The 22,209-nt window shown below is 65.9% G+C and carries 17 protein-coding genes and 1 pseudogene; 7 read left to right on the forward strand and 11 right to left on the reverse strand.

Annotated elements, in window-relative coordinates:
- Window positions 1–306 precede the first annotated feature (306 nt).
- From AAGA68_10720 to AAGA68_10730, 3 genes and pseudogenes are all read right to left on the reverse strand, one after another.
- The gene (locus AAGA68_10720) at window positions 307–1,119 is read right to left on the reverse strand and encodes a transglutaminase domain-containing protein (GenBank protein ID MEM9385525.1); all 813 of its coding nucleotides are present in this window, start codon (window positions 1,117–1,119) and stop codon (window positions 307–309) included.
- Window positions 1,119–2,375, reverse strand: a complete 1,257-nt coding sequence (locus AAGA68_10725) for a hypothetical protein (GenBank protein ID MEM9385526.1) — start codon at window positions 2,373–2,375, stop codon at window positions 1,119–1,121. The genes AAGA68_10720 and AAGA68_10725 overlap by 1 nt, the downstream gene beginning before the upstream one ends.
- 192 nt (window positions 2,376–2,567) lie before the next feature.
- A pseudogene (locus tag AAGA68_10730) lies at window positions 2,568–2,762 on the reverse strand (slipin family protein).
- 680 nt (window positions 2,763–3,442) lie between these two features.
- On the opposite strand from AAGA68_10730, the gene AAGA68_10735 reads away from it, so the two are divergent.
- Both AAGA68_10735 and AAGA68_10740 read left to right on the forward strand, forming a co-directional pair.
- Window positions 3,443–4,561, forward strand: coding sequence for a phenylalanine 4-monooxygenase (locus tag AAGA68_10735; GenBank protein MEM9385527.1), 1,119 nt, complete (start codon window positions 3,443–3,445; stop codon window positions 4,559–4,561).
- Between the two features lie 297 nt (window positions 4,562–4,858).
- Entirely contained in the window at window positions 4,859–5,347 is a 489-nt protein-coding gene (locus AAGA68_10740; GenBank protein ID MEM9385528.1) for a VOC family protein, read from the forward strand.
- A gap of 11 nt (window positions 5,348–5,358) precedes the next feature.
- On the opposite strand, the gene AAGA68_10745 is transcribed toward AAGA68_10740, so the two are convergent.
- Window positions 5,359–6,114 carry a hypothetical protein gene (locus tag AAGA68_10745; protein MEM9385529.1) on the reverse strand — a complete coding sequence of 252 codons (756 nt, stop codon included), beginning with the start codon at window positions 6,112–6,114 and terminating at the stop codon, window positions 5,359–5,361.
- Window positions 6,115–6,129: 15 nt separating this feature from the next.
- Window positions 6,130–6,720 (reverse strand): hypothetical protein, encoded by a 591-nt coding sequence (locus AAGA68_10750; GenBank protein MEM9385530.1) that lies wholly within the window; start codon window positions 6,718–6,720, stop codon window positions 6,130–6,132.
- A 232-nt stretch (window positions 6,721–6,952) separates the two neighbouring features.
- Between AAGA68_10750 and AAGA68_10755 the strand changes: the two genes are divergently transcribed.
- Window positions 6,953–7,654 (forward strand): hypothetical protein, encoded by a 702-nt coding sequence (locus AAGA68_10755; protein MEM9385531.1) that lies wholly within the window; start codon window positions 6,953–6,955, stop codon window positions 7,652–7,654.
- Between the two features lie 153 nt (window positions 7,655–7,807).
- Window positions 7,808–8,452 carry a DUF2959 domain-containing protein gene (locus AAGA68_10760; protein MEM9385532.1) on the forward strand — a complete coding sequence of 215 codons (645 nt, stop codon included), beginning with the start codon at window positions 7,808–7,810 and terminating at the stop codon, window positions 8,450–8,452.
- A 196-nt stretch (window positions 8,453–8,648) separates the two neighbouring features.
- Here the strand turns inward: AAGA68_10760 and AAGA68_10765 are convergent, their stop codons facing one another.
- Entirely contained in the window at window positions 8,649–9,545 is an 897-nt protein-coding gene (locus tag AAGA68_10765; protein MEM9385533.1) for an aldo/keto reductase, read from the reverse strand.
- A 117-nt stretch (window positions 9,546–9,662) separates the two neighbouring features.
- Between AAGA68_10765 and AAGA68_10770 the strand changes: the two genes are divergently transcribed.
- Window positions 9,663–10,703: a zinc-binding dehydrogenase gene (locus tag AAGA68_10770; protein MEM9385534.1), complete on the forward strand. Its 1,041-nt coding sequence runs from the start codon at window positions 9,663–9,665 to the stop codon at window positions 10,701–10,703.
- A gap of 64 nt (window positions 10,704–10,767) precedes the next feature.
- Here AAGA68_10770 and clpX read toward each other — a convergent pair whose 3' ends face one another.
- The 3 genes from clpX to AAGA68_10785 form a co-directional block, all read right to left on the reverse strand.
- A complete protein-coding gene (clpX, locus tag AAGA68_10775) occupies window positions 10,768–11,979 on the reverse strand; it encodes an ATP-dependent Clp protease ATP-binding subunit ClpX (GenBank protein ID MEM9385535.1) in 1,212 nt (403 codons plus the stop codon).
- A 191-nt stretch (window positions 11,980–12,170) separates the two neighbouring features.
- The gene (locus AAGA68_10780; GenBank protein ID MEM9385536.1) at window positions 12,171–14,618 is read right to left on the reverse strand and encodes a VCBS repeat-containing protein; all 2,448 of its coding nucleotides are present in this window, start codon (window positions 14,616–14,618) and stop codon (window positions 12,171–12,173) included.
- A 303-nt stretch (window positions 14,619–14,921) separates the two neighbouring features.
- Window positions 14,922–15,989: a patatin-like phospholipase family protein gene (locus tag AAGA68_10785; GenBank protein ID MEM9385537.1), complete on the reverse strand. Its 1,068-nt coding sequence runs from the start codon at window positions 15,987–15,989 to the stop codon at window positions 14,922–14,924.
- Window positions 15,990–16,078: 89 nt separating this feature from the next.
- On the opposite strand from AAGA68_10785, the gene AAGA68_10790 reads away from it, so the two are divergent.
- Complete coding sequence (locus AAGA68_10790) at window positions 16,079–16,837, forward strand: DUF1295 domain-containing protein (GenBank protein MEM9385538.1); 759 nt, start codon at window positions 16,079–16,081, stop codon at window positions 16,835–16,837.
- Window positions 16,838–17,027: 190 nt separating this feature from the next.
- On the forward strand, window positions 17,028–17,939 hold the full coding sequence (locus AAGA68_10795) for a serine hydrolase (GenBank protein ID MEM9385539.1): 912 nt from the start codon (window positions 17,028–17,030) through the stop codon (window positions 17,937–17,939).
- 7 nt (window positions 17,940–17,946) lie between these two features.
- Here the strand turns inward: AAGA68_10795 and AAGA68_10800 are convergent, their stop codons facing one another.
- Window positions 17,947–19,266, reverse strand: a complete 1,320-nt coding sequence (locus tag AAGA68_10800; GenBank protein MEM9385540.1) for a hypothetical protein — start codon at window positions 19,264–19,266, stop codon at window positions 17,947–17,949.
- Complete coding sequence (locus AAGA68_10805) at window positions 19,263–22,205, reverse strand: PEP/pyruvate-binding domain-containing protein (protein MEM9385541.1); 2,943 nt, start codon at window positions 22,203–22,205, stop codon at window positions 19,263–19,265. Before AAGA68_10805 ends, AAGA68_10800 begins: the two co-directional genes overlap by 4 nt.
- Window positions 22,206–22,209: the final 4 nt, after the last annotated feature.

Raw genomic sequence — 22,209 nt, forward strand, 5'->3', positions numbered from 1 at the left:
CTGTGGTAACGTCGTCCATTGGAAGGTCTTTTTTGTGTCCGAAAGTGCTGTGTCGTAACACCTTTCTAACACATCGAGGGCCTTCTTCTCTTTTGGCTCATGAATAATCCAGGCTAGGGGGCCGCTTGGAAAATGAGGTGACGCCCAGCTACTCGCCCTTCGGGTCTGCCCAGGGGCAGCGTCCGCGGCGTTACATCGCTTGCCAAGGGCGATGCCATTGCCTGCGCGACGCGCCTTGCTGACGCTGCCCCTACGCAGACTGAGCGCTACCTCATTTACCAAGCGGCCCACAAGGGAGCTACCTACCTACCGCTGCGCCGGTCGCACGGAGATCTTCGAGGGGAGTGAGCCCAGGGAGTCGAACAGTCCCATCGTGTACCCCGGGCCCTCATTATCGAAGGTCGCCAGCGGTACGTAGAACAGGGTCGCGCCCTCTTCCGTGTCGAGCAAGGTGGCGTCGACTAGCTGCCACTCACCGTGCACGAACACCTCGTTCCAAGCGTGGCCGTAGGCGGCGTTCGCCTCGGCCACGATGAGCGCGCCGAACACCACGCGGCTTGGCAGGCCCTGGGCGCGGCTAAGAGCGGCGAGCAGCACCGAGTGCTCGGTACAGTCCCCGGCCCCGGCGCGGGCGGCTTGCGAGGCAATGTCGAAGCCACGCTCGTAGGTTTTCTCAGGCAAAGCCTCAAACACCAGACGTGCGAGTTCGGTGACTGCGGGAGGCGTGTCGCTCGCCGGATCCAGCGCCTTGGCCCGAGCATCCAGGCGGGTGAGTTCGGGCTCGTCGAAATCGATCACGAAGCTTGCCTCGGAGTGATGCGGCAACGGCGCAGAGGTGAAGCGGTCTTGGCCATCCACCACTAGATCGATCGCCCCGGCGCGCACGTCCTCGACGAGCACCGTGCTGTGCGCGTAACGACTCGCCACCTGCTCGGTCCTATTTAGCGACAGCGTTAGGTGAAGGGGTTCACCAGACCGAATCTCCACTCCATTGGTCTCGAAGGGGATGGAGGCCACGTAGGGCTCACCTGGCTGGGTCTGCGCTGACACCGTGCCGAGGACGGCGGCGGCGAGGGTGGCGCTAAGCGCGATCGCCCTAGCTACGATCGCTCCGCCCACTAGGGAAGTTCACCAGAGAAGTACAGGCGCTCCATGCGCATGAAGATCCCACCCATGGACATGGTGCCGCTCAGCATGCTGCCGGTCTCATGCTCGTACTTGCCTTCGATGCCGATGGGCCCCACGGAGTAAGACCCTTCGGAGGTGCTCTCACCGCGTTTGCCGAGGGTGAAGTCGGCGGTAATGAAGGCGGAAGGATCAGCTCCGGTCACCCACACGGGGATCTTCGTCTCCGTGCGCGACTCGTCCTTGAGTAGGCTGCTCATCTTGAGGCTCTCGCCCAGGATGGAGAGCGGCTGCACGTCGCTGCCGAGGTCGAAGCTGACTTCCTTACCCTGCAGGCGACCGGTCACGTTCCAGTTACCGGATTCGTCAGCGCGCAGGCTAAGGGCAGTGGTGACCTCCCCGTTCTCCGCCGATTCCGAATAGGCGTTAATGACCTGACCGTCTGGGGTGCTGAAGGCGATCTCCTGCGAGTCGCTCGTGCTCAGGGTGAACTCGTCGACCTGCAGAGCCATGGCCATCTCCACGCTCGCGATCGTATCGCCGTCGGCGTCCAAGCGCATCTCATGCCATGCAAGGCCAGCCGGACGGCCGGCTACCGTGAACGAATGGACGCCGCGCAGGTAAGGCGCATCGTAGTCGTGCGGCCACTGCGCCGTGCGCATGATGCTAGCGAACAGGTCGGCGAAGGTCTCTCGATAGCCGAGCTCATCGTGAGAGCAAACAAATAGAGTATCGTCCTTCTGGGCCGCGCGTAGCTTCAGCAAGCCTAGGTTCGACTCGCCGTTGCGCTCGATGACCCACAGCCACTCGTTGGCCATGTAGGGCATGCCATCGAGCACGTCGAAGTCGTTGTAGTAGACGATTTGCTGCTTGATCGGGGTATCGTTGGCCTTGGCGTTTTGCGCCAGCAGCTCATCGGTCATCAGCTTGACGGTGGTCGCCAGGTATTGCGGTTGGGCGTACACCCAGCAGCTCACGGGTGCCTTAGCGCCGATGTCGATGGCGAAGTAGGTGCTGCCCTGCGTCGTCTCGGCCTCGGTTATCTTGCCGAAGATCTCCAGCTCGATGTCGCCGGCGCTGACCGCCTTCTTGCGCCGGCGCTTTTTGCGCTCGGACGCCATCTCCTTCTGCAGCCACTGCGGCCACTCGTCAGAGATTTCCGGAGCGGGTGCGGCTGCCTGCGCGGACGTGCCCAACAAGCATGAGAAGCCAAGTACGACAAGAATGACTGTTCTTACGGGATAGGGCACGGCATGAGCTCCTGGGGAACGCTCGTAGTCAGGTTCTGCTAAAGAGATGGCGCGCAAGTCTGCCCGGGTTTGCGCTGCGATGCGACCCTCGCGCGGCAGGCGTGTGCGGTACGGCGATCGCCGAAGGAGCGAGTTGTGACTTGGGTCGCGCGGTAATGATGGGGGGTGCCTCTATCAGGCACCCCCATCACCTCATTTCTTCAGGCGCACGAGGTCGCTCAGCAGCGACTCCAGGCCAGCGCCGGCACCGGTATGCACGGACAGCGAACCGATCTTCTCGGTGAGCTTCTCCAGCGTCTCCAGCTCCTTCAGGCGCAGGGCGATGCTGTTGTTCTCCATCACCTTGGCGGTGTTGAGGAGCGAACGCGTGGCGTTGGTCTCCTCGCGAACGCACGCATGCGATGGCTAGCGTAGGTGCGCCGCGCGGGCTATCAGAGCCCGCTGAGGCGGCCATTGACCTCGGTGGGTTCGCCCGCGCGCGGCGAGCGCTGCGTGGCGAACCATCGCCGCAACGCTAGAGGTTGCGCGATAAGCGCGCCTTGTCGCGTTACGACTGAATTCTCATCGTTATCGCCTTACCCGTGTTGCGTGCGCGGGGAACGAAAAGAGCCCCGATCAGCGATTGCCAACCGGGGCTCTTTCGGTTGACAGGGAGTGCCCTGTCAACGGTTTCGACAGGGACTAGGTAACGGCCGGCAACGACCGCTCGAGGCCAGCGTCGCCGTGTGGGCGATTGCGGCGCGAAGCAGGGGCGCGCAAGTAGGCACAGCACAGATTGCCAGCGCCTGGCCGTGCCTGTTTGGCGCCTACTTTTATTGATAGTCTGCTCATGGGGGCGCGAAGTATACGCCTGATTGATGGTGTGTCAACGGCAATCACACTTGTACCTCCTCTGGCGTGCTGAGCGGGGCGCTCGGTGGGATCGGCGGTCGCGGGCAGTGGTGCCCAGGCCCTGGCATGGGTGGGCGCTGGCGGGCTGTGTTCGGCGCAGGCCTGTCAAGGGCGCGGAGGGTGCCCACAAGCGCTACAATGCGAGCCCTTTTCCTCATGGCATGACGGCTACTTCCGTGATCACCGATCGCCCGCGCGACACCACCATCCCCGAGATGGGCAACGCCTTCTTCGACCCGCTCCTCCAAGATGCGGGCCACGGCATCACGGGCGCCGGCGGCGCCCTGCATCGCTATGCCCGACGCCCGGCCGGCTATCGCCTCGAGGAGGAGGATTTCGACAGCGCGGCGTGGCGGCTCCAGCGCCAACCGCGGTATACGGAGGCGGAACACGAGCGCTGGCGACTGCTATACGAGAACCAGCGTCGCCTCCTGCCGGGCCGCGCATGCCAGGATTTCATGCGCGGCTTCGATGTCCTGAGCCCACAGTTCGACAACGGTATCCCGGATTTCGACGACCTCAATAAGGTGTTGCGCCCCGCCACTGGTTGGACGGTGATTGCCGTTCCCGAGCTGATTCCTGACAACGTGTTTTTCTGGCACCTAGAGAACCGGCGCTTCCCGGCAGGTGCCTTCATCCGCGGCGGCGATCCTCAAACTGCCAAGGTGCGCGATGCCAACAAGGGGCGGGCGCCTGAACACGTGGAGTACACGCAGGTAGAGGATGACCTTTTCTACCTGCAGGAGCCGGACATGTTCCACGACGTGTTCGGCCACGTGCCCATGCTCATGGATCCTTTCTTCGCCGACTACGTGCAGGCCTACGGCGCTGGCGGCCGGCGGGCCATCGAGTACAACCGCCTGAAGAACTTCGGCGCCCTCTACTGGTACACGGTGGAGTTTGGGTTGATCGAAGAGGAGGAGGGGCTGCGCGTGTACGGTGCGGGCATCCTGTCCTCGCCGGATGAGACCTTGTACTCCCTATACTCGCCGAGCCCACATCGGGTGAAGCTTGTGCCCGAGCGGGTGATGCGTACGGACTACGTGATCAGCGATTTCCAAGATACTTACTTTGTCATCGATTCGATCCAGGCCTTGCACGATGCCACCGCCGGGCGCGACTTCACGCCCATCTACCGCAAGCTGCCTGCCGGGTTTACCTACGCCACCACATCGTGTCTGGACACGGACGTGGTCCTGCACGAGGGCACGCAGGAGTATAAGTTCAACGGTGGTGCGGGGCGTCCACGGGCGATGGCGCACGTGGCGAAGTTGAGGGCGCAGTTCGGCGTTTAGCGGCGCGTTGGACCGCAGCGATGACCCGGCCGGTGGTCACCATGGCGTGGACGTCGTCGCGATCATGCAGGGCGTGGCTGCACGCATCCGCCTTCTGCGCAGGGGAACGGGTCGTGCCCCCACGCCCGAAGAGGATGGCCTGTGACGGTCCTTCGCACGTCGCGCTCGGCGGAGCTCGATCCGGCGGTGTCGATCAACTAGCCATTGGCGTAAAGGTGACCTCTAGTGAGCGTTGCAGGCGCTGCGGCTGCCCGGCACGATGGCTGCGTGTTCAATGACTGAGGGGCGCGAGACACGATGGATGTCGTTACCTTCCTGACCTTCGACGATCAGGCGCAAGCAGCGGCGGACTACTACACCTCGATTTTCCCCCGGTCGCGTCTGATCCAAACCACCCAGGCACCGGCAGGCATGCCCATCCCCGAGGGAGCGGTGATGACCGTGTCCTTCGAACTCGCCGGCCGACCCTTCGTAGCCATGAACGCCGGCCCAGGCTTCGCGTTCAGCCAGGGCATATCCCTCGCCGTCCTGTGCGACGCCCAATCGGAGGTGGACGTCTATTGGCGGCGATTGCTCGCGGACGGTGGCCAGGAGCAGGCCTGCGGGTGGCTGACAGATCGCTTCGGTGTGTCCTGGCAGGTGACGCCGAAGGTGCTCTACCAGCTCATGGCTGACCACGACCCGGCGCGACGCGCCCGCGCCATGTCGGCAATGATGGGCATGGTGAAGTTGGATGCGCAGGCACTGCTATTGGCTGCGGACGGCGCAGAACCCTCCGACGCCTAGCGGTAGGGAGCCTAAGGCAGGCATCTGCCGGCGCGGCGAAGCGCCTCTCGTGCGGCCTCTACGGGCTTGCCAAGGGCGGGCGTGGCTGCCAGGCAGGCGTCGCTGATCGCAAGCTCGCCTGAGGTGTTGGGCGGCCGCCCTTCCTGGACTAGGAAACGAAGCGACTGCACGGGGGCGCCGGCCTTGCCCGCGCACGGGTCGGCGGCTTGCAGCAGCACCCCCTCTACCGCGCGCAAGGACTCGAGCAGGGGCACCGCTTCGCGCCCGTTCAAGGCCCGGCGGCAGGTGCGTCCCTTCGCGTCCACGACCACGGTCTCGCGCTTGGCCCAGTCGGCTTCGAAGCGCGCGAAGGGATCAGCGTCTGTGAGGTCGAGCACGAGTTCGAAGGGCGGTAAGCGCGCGTACGCCTCTTCGAGCGCGTCGGCGGACTTGCGTGCGCTCTCGGCCACCGCTAACCCCAAGAGCACAGCGACGATCGTGCCCCCAACGCCCGCCACACCGCTCAAGATGAGCAGCGCACGCGGTCCCAGGCGTATCGCTAGGAGGATGCCGAGGCCGGCGCCAAGAAGGGCGGCGAGCAGGCCGTAGCCGACGACGATGCCCGGCCCGGCCAAGCCGCTCCCGGCGGGCACGCAGCAGCGTCCCGCGATCACTATGCCCAGCAGACCGGCGAGCAGGCTCAGGCCCACCGCCGCCACCGCGCCTAAGAGCAGGCGCAGGTAGGGTGGTACGCGCCGGCCGCGGCTCGCCTGTGCGTGCGATGGCACGGGAGGCTTCAGTGCCTACTTGTTGCGCGCGTCACTGATCTCTCGCACTGGGAACTCGTTCAGGAACGGTGGGAGCCCTTCGGTGGCGGCTTCGCGGGTTCTCATGTCACGGCTCGAGACCTTCAACATGGACCCGTCGGCGAGGAAGATGGTGATGGCGCCGCGCTCGTCCATCATCGCATCCAGGCCGTCCACGCGCATCGCGCCGCCGCTCGCGGCCATGCCCATACGCGCCAGCCCTGCGATGCCACCGAGGCCACCACCACCGGTGCTGCCCGTGAGCTCTACGCGAATCGTGTTCGCGCCCTGGTAAGTTGCGCTGGTGTTGGCGATGCCCATGGCCCGGTCCTGGCGGAAGTCAGTGCGCTCGTAGCCGGCCACCTTGTTGGGGAACAGCTCTTTCAGAGCACCCTCGGCCTCCTGCTCCAGCGCGGTAACGCACAGGCGCGCTTGCTCTAGGGCGAGGTTCATGTCCTTGCCGTCGATCGCCGCTTGGATCTGCTTGCAGCTGCTCTTGAGGTCCGAGCCAAATTCCACCTGCGCTGTCGCCACACCGCCCGTCACTAGCAGGCCTGCCGCGATCGCCAGCTTGAGTCTAGAGGTCATTCCATCCGCTCCTTGGAGTCGTCGAAGGTCAGCGTTGACGACGCATCGATACGCCGTGAGTGGGGCGCAGAATACAGGTCGGAGCGCGGGCGTGCGATACGCCGTTTGTACTAGCATTCGGGGTGCAATGCATCATTCGGCCGGCCTCTTCGACCGATCGTCGATCAATCGGCAAGCTCGGTGATGCGTGGCGACATAATGTAGCTCCTTGTCTCGTGTCAACGATGTGGTGATGGTCGTTCGTGCGCTTCATCAGCAGCGATTGCTCGTCGCGATTCTCGCAGGTCTGTGGCTTGCAGGCTGCGCGCCGCGCGACCGGGCGCCGCGCATCGTCGACGGCTACCTGACGCCTGCGCAAGCCGATCAGATTGTCCAGCAGTGGCCGGATACGCTGCGCGATCAGCTCCTGCGTTACGTGTACTCGGTGGATCAAAATCGCTACGTGCGCGCGTGCGGCGAGGACCCTGTCAGGCCCTTGCCTGCGGTTCGTTTGGCCGGCGATGGCTTCCGCTTGCTGGCTCACCACGGCGATGACTTGAGCTGTGCGTTAGCTGAGGCCGATGTGTTTGTGCTGGCGGAACGTGGCGCTGGCGTCGCCGGCTTCACCACTCTGGTGGCAGTGGTGGGCGGCGAGCGCGTGGTGGAGATCGAGGTGGAGCGATCTGCGCGGGGCGTCGTGCAACAGGTCTACGGCCTGTACGCCCCCGATCTGAGGCATCGCCTCGTGCTGCGGCCGCGGCCGCCCGAGGCGCCGATGGGCGATGGTCTGGTGATCGAGCAGTCCGTCACTGCGCACGCGAGCCTAAATGCGATCCGCGCGCTGCTCGGCCGCGCCAGCTTCGACCTATCCGCGGTGGGTGTTGGCGGCTTGGACAGCGCGCCTCGTCCGCAGGCCGTCGCCCTTGGCGATGACGGCTCGGAAGACCGGCGCTAAGCGTCTCACACGCAACGCTTTCCGCCACGTCGCTGACAACTGTTCACCGCAAGTGGACGGGGCTCCGGCCGGTCCCTGCGCTACACTCCTGCCCCAGTCGCCCGTGTGCGATGCTCACTCTGTTCCAATAGGACCCTGCAAGGACCCGACCGCATGCAGCTCTATCGACTCGCCGCCAGCGCCTGCCTGGCGCTCCTTCTCGGCGCCTGCTCCACCGTCTACTACGACACGCTCGAGCAGTTCGGTGTGCACAAGCGCGAGATTCTGGTCGATCGGGTGGAGGACGCGCGCGCCTCGCAGGTGGATGCGGCTGAGCAGTTCACGACGGCGCTGGAGAAGTTCCGCAGCGTGGTGGACTTCGACGGCGGTGATCTCGAGCGCCTCTACAACGACCTGAACCGGGAGCTCGAGCGCTCCGAGTCCAAGGCCGCGAAGGTAACCGATCGCATCGATGCGATCGAGGATGTGGCCGGCGCGCTCTTTCGCGAGTGGGAGGGCGAGCTCGACCAGTACAGCAGCGAGAGCCTGCGCGCCCAGAGTCGCCGCCAGCTGGAGGACACGCGCGGGCGCTACGATGAGATGCTCGGCGCCATGCGCCGGGCCGAGGCGCGGATCGCGCCGGCGCTGGCGCCCTTCGCCGATCAGGTACTTTTCCTGAAGCACAACCTCAACGCGCAGGCGATCGCCTCCCTGCGCGGCGAAGTGGCGGTGATCGAAGCGGACGTGGAGTCGTTGATCAGCGAGCTGGAAGCGGCCATCGCCGCTGCTGATCAGTTCATCTCTACCGACGCGGCCTAGTGGGCCGCTTGGTAAATAGGGTAACGCTCAGTCTGCGTAGGGGCAGCCTTAGCAAGGCGCGTCGCGCAGCCAATGGCATCGCCATTGGCAAGCGATGCAACGCCGCGATGGCGCCCGTGCTACTCGCTGAGTGTCATCTCATTTACCAAGCGGCCCACTAGGCTTTGCCGGCCCGCGCCGAGAGGGGGGCTTCGCCTCACGGCACGCGCGCGCCACGGCGTGCTTCCAGCAGCCGATACCAATCCTCGCGGGTGTAGGGGATTGCGATGGTGGCGCTGGCGTCCGCGATCCGTTGCGGCGTGGTCGATCCCACGATCGGCGCGATCTGCGCCGGGTGACGAAGCAGGAAGGCGAGGGCGATCTGCCAGGGCGCAACGTCGTAGCGCGCTGCCTGCTCGGCGAGTTCCGCGTCCACACGCTGCCTGTCCTCGATAGTGAATTTAGGCGTTAGGTCAGTGCTGATCACACCACCGAGCGGCGACCAGGCTTGAGGGGTCATGCCTCGCTGCAGACACTGCGCGAGCGTGCCATCTGAGAGGGCATCGAGGTGGCGTAGGTTGATCTCTATCTGGTTTGCAACCAGGCGCGTATCGAGGGCGCTGGCGAGCAAGTCCACCTGGGCCGGCGTGAAGTTGCTCACGCCGAAGCGGTGTACCTTGCCGGCCTCACGCAGCGTGGTGAAGGTCTCGGCCACCTCGTGGGGATCGCACAGGTAGTCCGGTCGGTGCAGGAGCAGCGCATCGAGGGACTCCACCCCAAGGCGCTCGAGACTCCCGTCCACGCTCACCAGCAGATGCTCGCGGGAGAAGTCGTAGCGCTTCGGGCCGCTGGCGTCTGCCATGCGGATGCCGCACTTGCCGATCAGCGTGAGCTCTTCGCGCAGGCCCGGCGACTCGCTCAGCACTTGCCCGAATAGGCGCTCACACTCGCCGGCACCGTAGATGTCCGCGTGGTCGAAGGTGCGATAGCCCGCCTCCACGGCCGCGTGCACGGCGCGTTTGCCACGCTCGCGAGCCGCCGCACTGCCGTCCCCCACCAGGCGCATGCAGCCGTAGATAAGACGCAGCGGGGTGTCGGGCGTGGCGCCGGCCATGGCAGTTCCTCGGTTGGGGCGGGGAAGGCGAACGCTACCAGAAGCTGCGCGCGGGAGGGGCGCCTCGCCGGTGTTCGGCGTATCCTTCCCGCATTCTCTCGATGGAGCCCGTGTCTGATGTCCCAGCCCACCAGCAGTTACGCCCTCACCCTGAAGGAAGAGGGTTTCACTACCACAACCCCGAGCGGCCCCTACGTGGCGTCGCTCGAACCTTACCTCGAGGCGAAGGAGGTGGAGGTGCCAGCGCCCGGTGAAGGACAGGTGCTGATTCGCCTCATCATGTCGCCCGTGAATCCCTCGGACGTGCACTTCATCAAGGGCGAGTACGGGCTGCCGCGCGTGCGCGGGGACGTGGCGGGCTTCGAGGGCTGCGGTGAGGTGATCGCTGCCGGCGCGGGAGGTGAGGAGTTGGTGGGCCAGCGCGTCGCGTTCACCCGGGCGCAGACCGGCACGGGCGCCTGGTCGACGTTCCTCCTCGGTGAGGCACGCAGCTGTATCGCCCTGCCCGATGCGATCAAGGACGAGGACGCGGCCGCATTCTTCGTCAATCCACTCACGGCGGTGGGCATGATCAACGAGGTGATCAACGCTAAGTCGTCCGCGGTGATCATCACCGCCGGCGCCAGCCAGCTGAGCAAGCTCATGGTCGGCCTCGCCCGGGATCGGCAACTCACCAGCATCGTGCTCGTGCGCCGGGCGAGTCAGGTGCAGTCCCTCAAGGACCTGGGCGCGACCCACGTGCTCGACCAGACCTCCGACAGCTTCGCTGCTGATCTCAAGGCACTGATCAGCGAGACCAAGCCTCGTGTGCTCCTCGACGCGGTGGCGGACGCGGTGTCTTCCCAGGTGTTCTTCGCCATGCCGTCGCGGGCGCGCTGGCTGATCTACGGTCTCCTCGACACCAAGCCTACCGTGCTCGATCAGCTAGGGCAGCTGATCTTCATGGGTAAGTCGATCGAGGGCTTCTGGCTCTCCTCGTGGCTGCCGGCGCTCGAGGACAATGCGCGCCGGCAGGTGTTTGGCGAGGTGGTGGATCGTTTCGTGCGCGGCGTGTGGCGCACGGAGGTGCGCGAGCGGATTCCCCTGCGCGAGGCGCACGCGCGCCTGCCCAAGGCGATGGAAGGGGCAAACGTCGGCAAGGTTATGTTGGTGCCCTAGGGCGAGCGATAGCTCCTCGATCTCGGGGAGGGCTCGCAGCGAGCGCCGGCGCGGTGAGATCGGGCTACCGGTCGATCTGCGGCGGTCGCATGCCAAGCGCAGCCTCGCGGCCGAACGCCACGCGCGTTACCCCAGTCCATTCGGGAAGGTCGAACAACACGTCGCGGAAGCAGCGGTCGATGATGGAGCGCAAGCCACGCGCTCCGGTCGCCAGCGCCTCCGCCTGCTCCGCCAGGGCCAGCAGGGCGTCCTCCTCCACCGCGAGCTCCACGCCGTAGGCCTGGAAGTAACGCTGGTACTCACACACGGGTGATCCGTTCGGGTTGCGCAAGATAGCGAGCAAGTCCTCGATCAGCAGATGATCGAAGGATACGTAGGCGGCAAAGCGCCCAGCGAACTCCGGCAGTAGGCCGAATTCGATAAGGTCCTCGATGAGCACCTGCTGGCGGAGCTTGTTCTCCTGCCGCTTGAGATGCTCCTCAGGCTCCTCGCCCTCGGTCTTCTCGTACAAGCGCTGCTCGACGATGTCCTCGATGCCGACGAAGGCACCCGAGGCGACGAACATGATGTTGCTCGTGTCGATCTCGGTGAATTCCTGCGCTAGGTGACGGGGGCCGCCGTTGGCGGGCAAGCGCACTACGGTGCCCTCCATCATCGTCAGCAGGTCCTGCTGCACGCCGGCGCCGGAGACGTCGCGGAACTGGGTCTCGCTGGGGCCCGAGCCGGTGGTGGCAATCTTGTCGATCTCATCGATGAAGACGATGCCGCTTTCGGCCCGCTCGACGTTGTTGTCGCAACGCTCGAGGAGGAAGCGCAGCATCGACTCCACCTCATCGCCCACATAGCCAGTCTGCGTGTAGGCGGTGGCGGACACGGTGACCATAGGGATGTTCAGGCTCTTGGCGAGCGACTGCATCATGTAGGTCTTACCCGAGCCGGTGGGCCCCAAGAACAACAGATTTTGCTTGCGCAGCAAGCGCGAAGATCCCGCGCCGCGCTTGCCGTACTGGTGATGGAACACGGACACGGCGAGCTGACGCTTGGCTGCCTCCTGGCCGATCAGCCGGCTCGAGAGATGCTCCAGCAGCGCCCTTGGCGACTCGATGGCCGGGCCCGACGTGGGCGTATCACCGTTCAAGATGTCCCCGCAGTCGCGGATGCAGGCGTCGCAGATGTAGGCCGACTCACCCGCAATCAGGGTCGTGACATCGTATCGGGGTTTGCCGCAGAAGGAGCAGGAAGCGATCGGCGTGGGCTGTGGCGGTGGGGAACTCATGAAAGGCGGCCTCGTTGCGCGGACTCCAATTCGGCCGTGGGCATCACGAGCCTTATCCCCGCCGTATTCGTCGTCGGCGTCGCTTCAGGTTCGTGACGGTGTCACACGCGAGCGCATATGTCGCGGAACGCCTTCGCGCTTTTTCGGGGCGCTCCGCCAGTGTCAGCGGAGCGCCCCCGAAGGACCCAGAACTACTGGGCAGCGGGCAGGACGCCGCGCACGGTCACGGTCACCGTGTCCTGGTTGCGCAGGGTGAGGCCCGTGGCCGCGCAGTCGAAGGTGTTATCGCCGGGAGCCGGCGTGATGAACTGCACCTCGCCCAGGTTGTTGTTCTCGCAGCGGACGATCACGTCTGTGGCGAGCTGCTCGAAGCTGCCCGAAAGGCCAGGACCGAAGTTGCGACCGCGCCCCTGGATGCTGATCGTATCGCCAGCGCCGGCCGTGAGGCCCAAGGCTTCGCAGTCGATGGTCTCGCTGAGGCGCACCTCGGCGAGCACGCCTGTCACCGTTTGCGGATCGGTCAGGTTCTGGCAGGCTGCCGTGCGCGTGTCCATGCCGTCGAGGGTGAGGGAGATACGCTCGGGCGAGGGGAACAGGGGCGCCGCGCTACCGCGCACGATCACGGTGACTGGCGTCTGGTTGGGCAAGGTGAGCCCGCCGGCGGCGCAGTCCCAGGTGCCGTCCGCGGCGATATCCACGGTGACTTCCTCCAGCGTGTCCTCGCGGCGGCAGATCACATTGCCGCCGTCGCCAAGGCCGATCACGCTGCCGTTCAGCGCCGTGCCGAAGTTGGTGCCTTCACCCTGCAGCAGCACTTGATCGCCTGGGGCGAAGGTGAGGTCCAAAGCGGCGCAGTCGAAGGACTCATCGAGGGCGAAGTCGGGCAGGCCCACGGAGACGGTCTCGCCGCTCTCCACGTTGCGGCACGCGCCTAGGGAGAGGTTGAGCCCAATGATCTGCGTGCTCAGCTGCGGTGGCAGGCGGCCGTAGATGACGTACGCCTCGCCGTTGTCGTCGAAGCCCTCATCCACGCCGCGGGCGCGGTTGGCACCGATCGCCAGGTCGTCGATGCCGTCGCCGTTCACATCGCCGATGCCCGTAGCCTGCACTTCGTCGAAGGCGTCGGCGGAGCTGGCCTGAAAGACCGTGCCGGCCTCGCCGTTGCCGCCGTTCTCGGCTATCAAAAATGTTAGGTCAACGACGGCGGCGTAGGCGCTATCGGTGCCGTAGAGCAAGAACACGGACCCCGCTGGGTTGGTGACCCCCTCGCGGCGGGCGGCGATCACCAGGTCGTCGATGCCGTCGGCGTTGAGGTCACCGGCAGTCCCTACGGTGTAGCCCGTGCCGTCGTTGGTCGTGTCGGTTTCGAACACGCTGCCGGCGCTGCCGTCGCCGGCGCGCAGGGACGCGAGGTCCAATTCGGCGCCGAAGCTGCCCGCTTGACCGAGGATCAGGTATGCGCTGCCGGCCTCATCAATGCCGTTGGGGCTTGCCAGGGCGGCGCCGATGAGCAGGTCCGGGATCGTGTCGCCGTTCACATCGCCAGCGCTGGCGGCGGCGATGAGGCTCAGGTCAGCGTCGACTTCCGGATTGATGGCGAAGCCTGCGCTGCCGTCGCCGCCGTTTTCGGCGAGCAGGTTGGAGAGCTGAAGCTCGGCGCTTCCGTTGCTATCGCCGTAGACCACAAACGCACGGCCAGCGGGCGCCTGCACGCCTGTCTCCGGTGTACCGAGCACGATGTCGTCGAGGCCGTCGTCGTTGAGATCGCCGATGCCGGCCACGGCAGCCGTTGGGGCCGTGATGTCCGTGCGCGCCGGACCGATGATGACGCGTCCCGCCGAGCCGTCACCGCCGTTCGCCGGGCGCAGGGCGCCGAGGTCGATGCCCGCGCCGAAGCCACCATCCACGCCGTACACGAGGAAGAACTCACCGGAGCAGAAGCTGACGTTGAAGTTGCAGTCACCGCCGGCGCCTGCGCGCAGGATCAGATCGTCGATGCCGTCTCCGTTGGTGTCGCCCGCGCCGGCGATAGTGTCGCCGAGGCGCAGGTCGGGCTCGCCAGCGACCAGCAGGACGCTGCCGAGGCTGCCATCGCCGCCGTTGGCCGCGCGCAGCTCCTCAGGGGAGATGGTCGCCGGGAAACCGGTGCTCTGGCCGTAGAGCACGTAGGTTTCGGCCAGGCTGATGGAGGACCAGAGCATGTCGGCGACGCCGTCGTTGTTGACGTCACCGGCGCCTGAGATGCGCAGGCGGTCTGTGTCGATGAGCACGAAGCCGGCGGAGCCGTCGCCGCCCTCGGCCGGGTCCAGCGTGTCCAGGCGCAGGGTGGCCGGGAAGCCGTTGCTGTCGCCGAATACGACATAAGCGCGGTTGACCCCGGAGTCGCTCACGGCGAAGTCCGGCAGGCCGTCGTTGTTGATGTCGCCGATGTTGGCCACGAAGCTCGCGAGGCGGCTGAAGTCCTCGCGTTCGTCGCTAAATAGCGTGAAGCCGGCGCTGCCGTCCTGGCCAGCGCTCTCGCGCAGCAGCTCGACCTCGACTTCGGCGGGAAAATTGGCAGCCTGGGCGCTGACGCTGAGGCCTATCAGGGCAGCGAGGGCAGTTCGACGGGGCGGCCACAGGGCGAAATTCGGTGTCATCTCCACGGAGCTCTCCATAGCGTGGGGCGAAGGGGCGCAGAGGATAACAGCCGCGACGCCTAGCGCCCACGCTCGTTGCGTTCACGGCGTGGGCAGCGCCTGGCTCGAGCTTCTCAAACGCCCAGGTAAGGCACGGATTCGGCGACGATGGCGCGCGCTCGGGGCTGTGGTGGGCACGTGTCGACGTATCTTACAGGGGGGAATTCACTGGCGATCAGAGACCATCGCGCCAGGCCATGCGCAAGCGTAGGTGACCTTATGTCCGCGAACGGAAGATGACCGGACAGGTCGTCGGCGCTTGTGTCAGGGCAGCAATGGCGCCAGTCGATCACCCATCGTGCCGTTAGCTAACACGTTGTTCAGTTCATCGGCCAATGCGCCACAGCGGTCCACTGCGATGCGCCAGTGGCGCTCGCGATCGGCAGCGCCGTGAGCCGTGAAGTCCTTCCGATCAGGGATTTTCCCGTTCGGCAGCGTTGCCACGAAGTCGGGCGATGGGCTGATGAGCAGCGTGTTGTGCACGTGAGCTGCCTGGGCGCGACGATGCGAGAGGCGCTTGTCGAACCAGCCTGGCACGATGCGGTCGATGAAGTGCAGGTAGAGCGCCAGTCGTCCGTCGGACGGACTCTGGGGCAGGTCCAGATGGTAGTCGATGACGCCGCCGTCGCGATACATGCCTGGGGGGGCGCCAGGAATGTCGCGCACGCCGTTGAGCAGCAGCGGAATGGAGCCTGTGGCCGCGACGGCTTGGCGCAGATTGGTGGTGGACAGGGGCACCTCGCGAAGCGGGAAACCCTCAGCGTGCGCGAAGGGGCTGCGGGTGCGCGCGTCGTAGAACAGCGCGCGCTCGAAGAAGGCACCGAGGCTGCGACGGCTCAACAGGTTGCCTAGGGCTGCGACGCCAAGTACTGACCCGAGGGTGATGGTGCCTTCGGATGCCGTTAGGTGGCGGCTGCGCACGCACATCACGTTGGTGCGCAAGACCGTGTGGTCGAGAACTTCCCGTTCGCCGTGCGCCCCGAAGAGTTCGTCGAGAATTTCCCGGCTGCGGGCGGTGATCTCGTCGCGGTCGGGGCGCTCGGAGTAGCGCTGCGCGAGGTATGCGGTCTCGAAGCGGTCGATTGCGGCGAGCGGATCGGCTTGGGCCAGGCAGGCGAAGCGCCAGGCACCGATGGAGGAGCCGAGGGTGAACACGGGGCCCACCAGATGCGGCAGGACCTCGCGGGCGAGCACGCGATCGAGTTGACTGAGCACGAGCCACTTGGCGCCGCCAGATGCGCCAAGGAGGGCGCCGATCTGCGCCGGCGAGAAGCCTTCCTCACGGATTTTGCGCAGGGCGCCGGGGCCGGCGCGAAAGCTGAGCGTTTGCATGGGGCGGGATTCTACGCGCAGGCGTCTTGCACGCGCAGATGAGCGTGGCATGGCTTGGTCGTCGAGCGGCGGCCTGTCACCATCGGCCGATGAACAGTACCGTCCACCAGCACGACCCCCCCGCTTGGTTCCGAGGGCTGCGAGCGCTCACCGACGCGCTGACCGTGGGGTTTCCCGGACAGCGGCGCTTGAAGATGGCGTGGGTGATCAACCTGCAGAAGGGTGGCACCGTGCCCTTCACCCTGGCGTTGATGGCCTGGTTCGAGAACTACAGCATCGCGGCCTGGACCTACGCGGGCATGCACGGCAGCTACGGCGTGATTTGGTTGCTAAAGGACCGATACCTGCCAGATCCGGCATGGGAGCGTCGCGTGAGCGTCGGCGGTTCCGTGATGATGCTGCTCACCGTACTTGGCCCCTACTGGTTGGCACCGTACCTGCTCATCTCGGGCGCCCTCGGCGATGCCGGCGCACACCCTCCGGCAGCAAGGCTCGGCACGGCTGTCTTCGTGTACGCGATCGGCGTCGTGCTGATGATGGGCGCGGATGCCCAGAAGTACTTCACCTTGCGCCATCGTGCAGGCCTGATCACTGATGGGTTCTTCACCCACGTGCGCCATCCGAACTACCTAGGTGAGATGTTGTTGTACGCAAGCTTCGCTCTAGTGGTGGGGCACTGGCTGCCCTGGCTCGTGCTGGCGTGGGTGTGGGGAGTCTTGTTCGCGACCAACATCGCGTACAAGGAGGCGCACATGGCCCGCCATCCGGGCTGGGCGGCCTACCGCGCGCGCACAGGCTTGCTGTTACCGCGCTGGCCCAGCGCCAGTGCAACGACCTCTGACGGTTGACCAGACAGCTTGACAGAACGCTGATTTACCGGATGATCCGCCCTTGATTCGGGATCTTGCCCCGCCCGTTTCAGGTCCCGTCGAACTGGTGCGGCTCGCAGCGTCTGCGGGGGACGTAGGCCGCATCTTTTGACCGCAACATCGGGTAGCGTCTCTTGCCGTTGCATCATCCTGCATCTCAGGAGTGTTCATGCTTGAATCCGTTCGCGTCGCCATCGCCTTGTTGCTGCTAACCGCGTTGTGCCTCGCGGGCGCTGCGCAGGCCGCCTACCCCGAGCTACGCCAAGCGGTAGACGCCGAGCTGCAGCGGGCGCTCGATGCCCGCATCGATCGCCTCGGACTGCGCCGTGCTGTCCGCGATCAGCGCCTAGCAGCAACCTTGGTCGACATCACGGACATCGATCACCCGCGGGTCGCACAGGTGAACGGCGATGACATGATGTACGCCGCCAGCTTGCCCAAGATCACGATTCTGCTCGCCGCCTTCCAGCGCATCCACGACGGTTCCCTGGCGCTGGATGAGAGCTTGCGCACGCACCTAACGGCGATGATCCGACACTCCTCTAACGCATCCGCGCGCGAGGCGCTGCAGATCGTTGGTCGCGACTATGTGTTGAAGCTGCTTCAATCGGAGCGCTACCACCTGTACGAGGCCGACGAGGGCGGGGGCTTATGGCTCGGCAAGAGCTACGGCAGGGAGCCCGCCTTCCAGCGTGACCCGCTGCACAATATCTCCCATGGGGCCACCAGTCATCAGGTTGCGCGTTTCTACTACCTGCTCGCCACCGATCGCTTGGTCGACCGCGAGGCGTGCGAGGCAATGCGCGAGATCATGGGCGAACCAGGCCTCGGTCATAAGTTCGTCGGCGCCCTGAACGCTGCCCACCCAGGTTCGACGATCCTGCGCAAATCCGGCACCTGGCGGACCTACCATTCCGATAGCGCCATTATCGAGCGCGACGGCCGCCGCTACATCGCGGTGGTACTGGCCAACGACCTGCACGGCGCCGAGTGGCTGTCCGAGCTAGTGCTCACGATGGACGATCTGGTGATGACGCCGCCCACCACGCTGACGGCGCAAGCTCGCCTAGAGACCGAGTGATCGCAGGCTATCGTGTGGATTCGGTAATCTCGTCGCTCGCCGCGCCTTGACTCGGCGCCAGCGCCTGCGCGTGGGCCGCCTCGATCATGCGTTGCACCCGCAGAGCGAAGGTCTGGTGCGCGACCGCCGAGTTCACCTTGAGCACGTTCGATACCACCGCCACCAGGTAACGATACCGAGGCTCCTCCGCGGGTGACTCCACGATGGCGATGCTGGCCAGGATGTTGCGGCGATTGCCCTTGTACTTCGCGCAGTTGAAACCCTCCTCTTCCTGGCACGAGTAGAGGGAGCCCGACTTGAAGTAGACCGCCGCCTCGTTGAGTGCAGGGTGTGAGGCGTAGCGTATGCGCTTCTGGGTCATGTAGAGCAGGCGTTTGATCTCACGGCTGGAGAAGGCGTCGACGAGCGTGCCTGCCTCGAGCTTCAGCAACAGCTTGGCGAGTTCGTGTGGAGTGCCGTAGCTGGTAATGCCGCCGACGCGGTTCTTCCCGTGGCGGGTGAAGAAGCTGCCTTGGCGCAGCTGCTCCGTGTCGATGCCGTTGCGCTCCAAAGGTGCTGACATGGCCTCGAGGAACTGTACTTGCAGTTCGCGCGTGCTGAAGCGGTCGAAGTAGTCGCCCCGTTCCGCATCGCTTGGCGGGTAGTCCACGGCGAAATGCGCCAGCAGCATCAGCTCCCGCTGCACCATGGCAGCGGCTGCGTTGGAACTTGCGGAGAGCATCCAGTCCAGGTACTCCCATAGGCTGGCTTCGTCACCCACGCGCAGGGCGCGGTACTCGAGCCGCCGCGAGGTCACGTCGTAGATTGGCACCTCGTGGTGATCGTACTGAACGAATTCGTCAGCGACGACCCGGGTCTCGCGCAGAAGCGCCTCGCGGGCGGCGATGTCGTCCGGGTAGATGTCCGCAAGCTGCTGGAATAGCGCGACGGCGACGAGGCTCTTGCCCACGCTGCCGACGTTGCTGCGAAAGCCAGCGTTGTGTTCGGCGATCCGCGGCGCCTCAGGGTCCGTGAGGTCGATGACGGTGACGCCGTAGCGCGTCGGGTCTTCGAGCACGGAGCGAATGCGCGCTTCGTACGCCTCGTCGTGGACGAAGCTGTCGAGGTCCGTGGAGCCCTCCCAGGCGGGGGTGATGCGCTGCAAGGACGCTTGGGCGCCCGGGGGCAGTTGGCGCCCACGCAGCTCGCCAAGCTGGGCCAATCGGTAGTACTCAAGGCGCCGAATCTCCGTGTATCCGTAGCCGTCCAAGGGATACGCCTCGGCGAGGCTCGCGGTGACGAGACCTATGGCAACGATCATTGGCAACCAGGGGGTGTACTTCATCATCGGGTTGCGCCTTGGCCCTGCGTCGAGAGCGGTCGTTGATCGAGGTCGATCGGGCGATCGGCCGTGTTCAGGTAGGGAGCGTCCAGCTGGCTTAGGAACTCGTTCGCCTGCGCCGCATCGTTCTCCAGGAAGGGGCGAATTTGAAACAGCACGAGCTGGTCGCCCAGAAAGCCGAACTCCACGTCAGCGATTGTGCCCGGCTGGTCGAACCAGTCGTCGAGGGCACCGGCAAACGCCTTCAAGGCCTCGATGCGTGCCGGCGTGAGCAGCCGTTCCGGCGCCATCGCGGCCACGATCCGCGAGCCGCCTCCAGGCAAGAGCACGCGTCGGCGCGGATCGGTGGCAGACGCCCGCCAGCGCAGGGTGCCGTCGTCGCTAACGATGGCGGTCTCCGCCCGTTGGCCTTCCACACCACCGCCGACGCCCTCGTTGAGCACGACGGTCAGGGCCCCGCGGCGATCGCGCTCGATGTCGGTGGTCACCAGCACGCCGGAGACATCTGCGTTGACGCTCTGGTGCAGCAACACGGCGGCGTATACGTGTTCCGGCTTGTCCATCAGCGCCTGGCGCCAGCCGAAGGCACGCTCGCTGAAGGGGGATGCCCAGACGCGCCGAATCGCGGCCAAGATGGCGTCGAAGCCGACCACGTTCGGCACGGTGAGGTTGAGGCCAGCGCCCGTGAAGCCCGGCAGGTCTTCCACGTTGGTGTCGCTGCGCACGAAGACGCCGTAGGTGCCGTCGGCACCGAACTGGCTTGCCATCGCCTCGCGCAGGGTCTCGACGAAGGCAGGATCGAGCTCCACCTCCTGCAGCCATTCCCGCATTTGGCCGAGGAAGCGATTTCGGTAGCGAAGGCGCTCCGGGCCAACTGGGTACGCGCCCAGTTCCGCGTAGCGGGCGCGGAGCCAGCCGAAGGCGCTCAGGTCACTGTCGCCAAAGGGCCGATCGAGCAGGCGCCGAAAGCTGCCGAAGGGCAGGGCGAGGGCCGGCGAGACACGCCCCTGGAAACGCTCACTCAGGCGACCGAGCTGAGCCGCCTTGGGGCCCACGCGAACGCCGGAGTCGCCGCCGTCGAGGCCTTCGACTGGCAGCGGCTCGGCGGTTTGCAGGTCCAAGCGATCGACGTCGACCACGATGCGAATACCGGCGCTCGGCGCGTCGGCGTTCTCGGCGGGAAAGAGCTCCGCGTAGGTGTCGTCCAAGTCGTCGATGAGTACCGTGCCGCGAGGGCTGCCGGCCAGCACGATCGGCTGTTCCCTCCGCGCTTCCAGAGCGCTCAGCCACGCGTCGCCCACCACGATGTTCGGGATGCCTAAGTTGCGTGCCAGGAGCTGCACGTGGGAGAGCTGATTGCCCTCGCGCTCGGTTAGGATGCCGGCGACCGGGGGCAGCTCCGCAAGGGTCTCCGGCACGGTGACGATCCACCCCCGCGTATCTTCCTCCGTGTCCTCGAGCGCTTCGGCGGACTTCAGTACGCCCCGCGCGACGCCGGGGTTCAAGCTACGTAAACCGCTAGCTGCGATGCGATCGAAGACTCGATGCTCTACGCCGCCCGCCAGCTGCGCGTCTCGCGCCAGCGCTTCGAGCAGTACCGAGTACTGCAGCACGGGGCTGGCCCGCAGGCGATCGGGGACGAACTCCCGGGCCAGCGGCTCGACAGCAGCAAAGCGCGCCACGGTGGGGCCGTAGTACAAGGCTAGGCGCTGACCGGCCCAGGTGGGAATGAGTTCGAGGGTCTGCAGGGCGTTTCGGTAGGCCTCTAGCGGCACGATACGGTTGCTGAGCGAGCCCAGGGCCTGCGCGGCTGCATCGACCTCCGTTCGCGAGAGCAGGCCGAGCGCCTGCAGGGCTCGGCTGAGGCTGGCGATCGCGCCGAGGCGCTCGCGGCGGCTGTGGGTCGGGTCCTCCAGGAACGCGCGCAGGGCGTTGCCGAGGTGGTTTTCCAACACCAGCATGGCATCGAGGCTTCGCAGGCGGTCGGCGGGCTCGAGAGATGGCCAGCGACTTCGCAAATTCTGTAGGTACGTCGCCAACGCGTCGAGGCGCCCGGCGGGCGATGGCGCCGTTAGAGCGCCGCTCGCGGCGCGAAGCTGCGCGCTGAGGGTGGGGTTGCCGCCAGCGTTGGCGAGGCTGGCGAGGCGCTCGATGCCGCGCGCGCCATTCGTGGCCTGATCGATCAGGGTGGCGAGGCGCTCGAGATCGGCGCCTGTCTGCGCCGAGGCCGGTTGGCGGGCAGCGTAGGCGCGCACGCGCTCGGCATCGTCGGCGCCGAGGCGGCCATGGATCTTGTTGCGCAGGGGGCGGAAGCCCTCGTCTCGCTTGTTGATCTGAGTGGCGAGCTGGCGAATCTCGCCCACCGCCCCGTCGCGCCCGGCGCGCGGTAACACTCTGGCGGCATCGAGCAACACGGCGAATCGACGCTCGCCTTCACCCATCAACGTCAGCAACATAGTCTGCGCCGCGCGCTCTTCCTGCTCCGCTTGGAATGCGCCTCGGTAAAAGCGCGCCCGGCGCAGGATCCACCCGTCGTCCACGGCGATCAGAAATTGCTCGATGAGGACGCTCTCCAATACACTGCCGAGGCGGTCGCGGTAACGCGCGTCGCGAGGCTCGATCTCCACCAGGAAGTTGGCAATCAAGATGCCTGCGTCACGGATTTCGCGGGTGCGCTCGCTCCACTGCCCATGCTGGCGTCCTCCTCCATGCTCGCGACAGGCGTAGGGGCGCGGTGGCAGTACGCTGCCGTCTTCGCAGAACCATCGAATGCGCTCGAAGGGGCCGCGGTCGGCGAGCTTCATGTCCTCGATCCAACGCCCGAAGTCCGCGAGGCGAGGGTCCTCGGTTGCAGGGGGCTCGGCGGCGTTCGCGAGCGAGGCGAGCAGCAGCGCCGCTGCGAGGGCGGGAAGGCGCGCCGCCCGGAGGCGAACACGATCGGTCATGCGG

The sequence above is a fragment of the Pseudomonadota bacterium genome (assembly GCA_039193195.1).
In the GTDB taxonomy this organism is placed as follows: Bacteria; Pseudomonadota; Gammaproteobacteria; order Steroidobacterales; family JBCBZW01; genus JBCBZW01.

Excerpts from the sequence above, each read along its gene's own strand:
- AAGA68_10740 (MEM9385528.1), top strand. The coding sequence starts at position 4,859 with ATGGATGTCGTTACCTTCCTGACCTTCGACGATCAGGCGCAAGCAGCG.
- AAGA68_10750 (MEM9385530.1), bottom strand. The coding sequence starts at position 6,720 with ATGACCTCTAGACTCAAGCTGGCGATCGCGGCAGGCCTGCTAGTGACG.
- AAGA68_10755 (MEM9385531.1), top strand. The coding sequence starts at position 6,953 with ATGGTCGTTCGTGCGCTTCATCAGCAGCGATTGCTCGTCGCGATTCTC.
- AAGA68_10760 (MEM9385532.1), top strand. The coding sequence starts at position 7,808 with ATGCAGCTCTATCGACTCGCCGCCAGCGCCTGCCTGGCGCTCCTTCTC.
- AAGA68_10765 (MEM9385533.1), bottom strand. The coding sequence starts at position 9,545 with ATGGCCGGCGCCACGCCCGACACCCCGCTGCGTCTTATCTACGGCTGC.
- AAGA68_10770 (MEM9385534.1), top strand. The coding sequence starts at position 9,663 with ATGTCCCAGCCCACCAGCAGTTACGCCCTCACCCTGAAGGAAGAGGGT.
- clpX (MEM9385535.1), bottom strand. The coding sequence starts at position 11,979 with ATGAGTTCCCCACCGCCACAGCCCACGCCGATCGCTTCCTGCTCCTTC.
- AAGA68_10780 (MEM9385536.1), bottom strand. The coding sequence starts at position 14,618 with ATGACACCGAATTTCGCCCTGTGGCCGCCCCGTCGAACTGCCCTCGCT.
- AAGA68_10785 (MEM9385537.1), bottom strand. The coding sequence starts at position 15,989 with ATGCAAACGCTCAGCTTTCGCGCCGGCCCCGGCGCCCTGCGCAAAATC.
- AAGA68_10790 (MEM9385538.1), top strand. The coding sequence starts at position 16,079 with ATGAACAGTACCGTCCACCAGCACGACCCCCCCGCTTGGTTCCGAGGG.
- AAGA68_10795 (MEM9385539.1), top strand. The coding sequence starts at position 17,028 with ATGCTTGAATCCGTTCGCGTCGCCATCGCCTTGTTGCTGCTAACCGCG.
- AAGA68_10800 (MEM9385540.1), bottom strand. The coding sequence starts at position 19,266 with ATGATGAAGTACACCCCCTGGTTGCCAATGATCGTTGCCATAGGTCTC.
- AAGA68_10805 (MEM9385541.1), bottom strand. The coding sequence starts at position 22,205 with ATGACCGATCGTGTTCGCCTCCGGGCGGCGCGCCTTCCCGCCCTCGCA.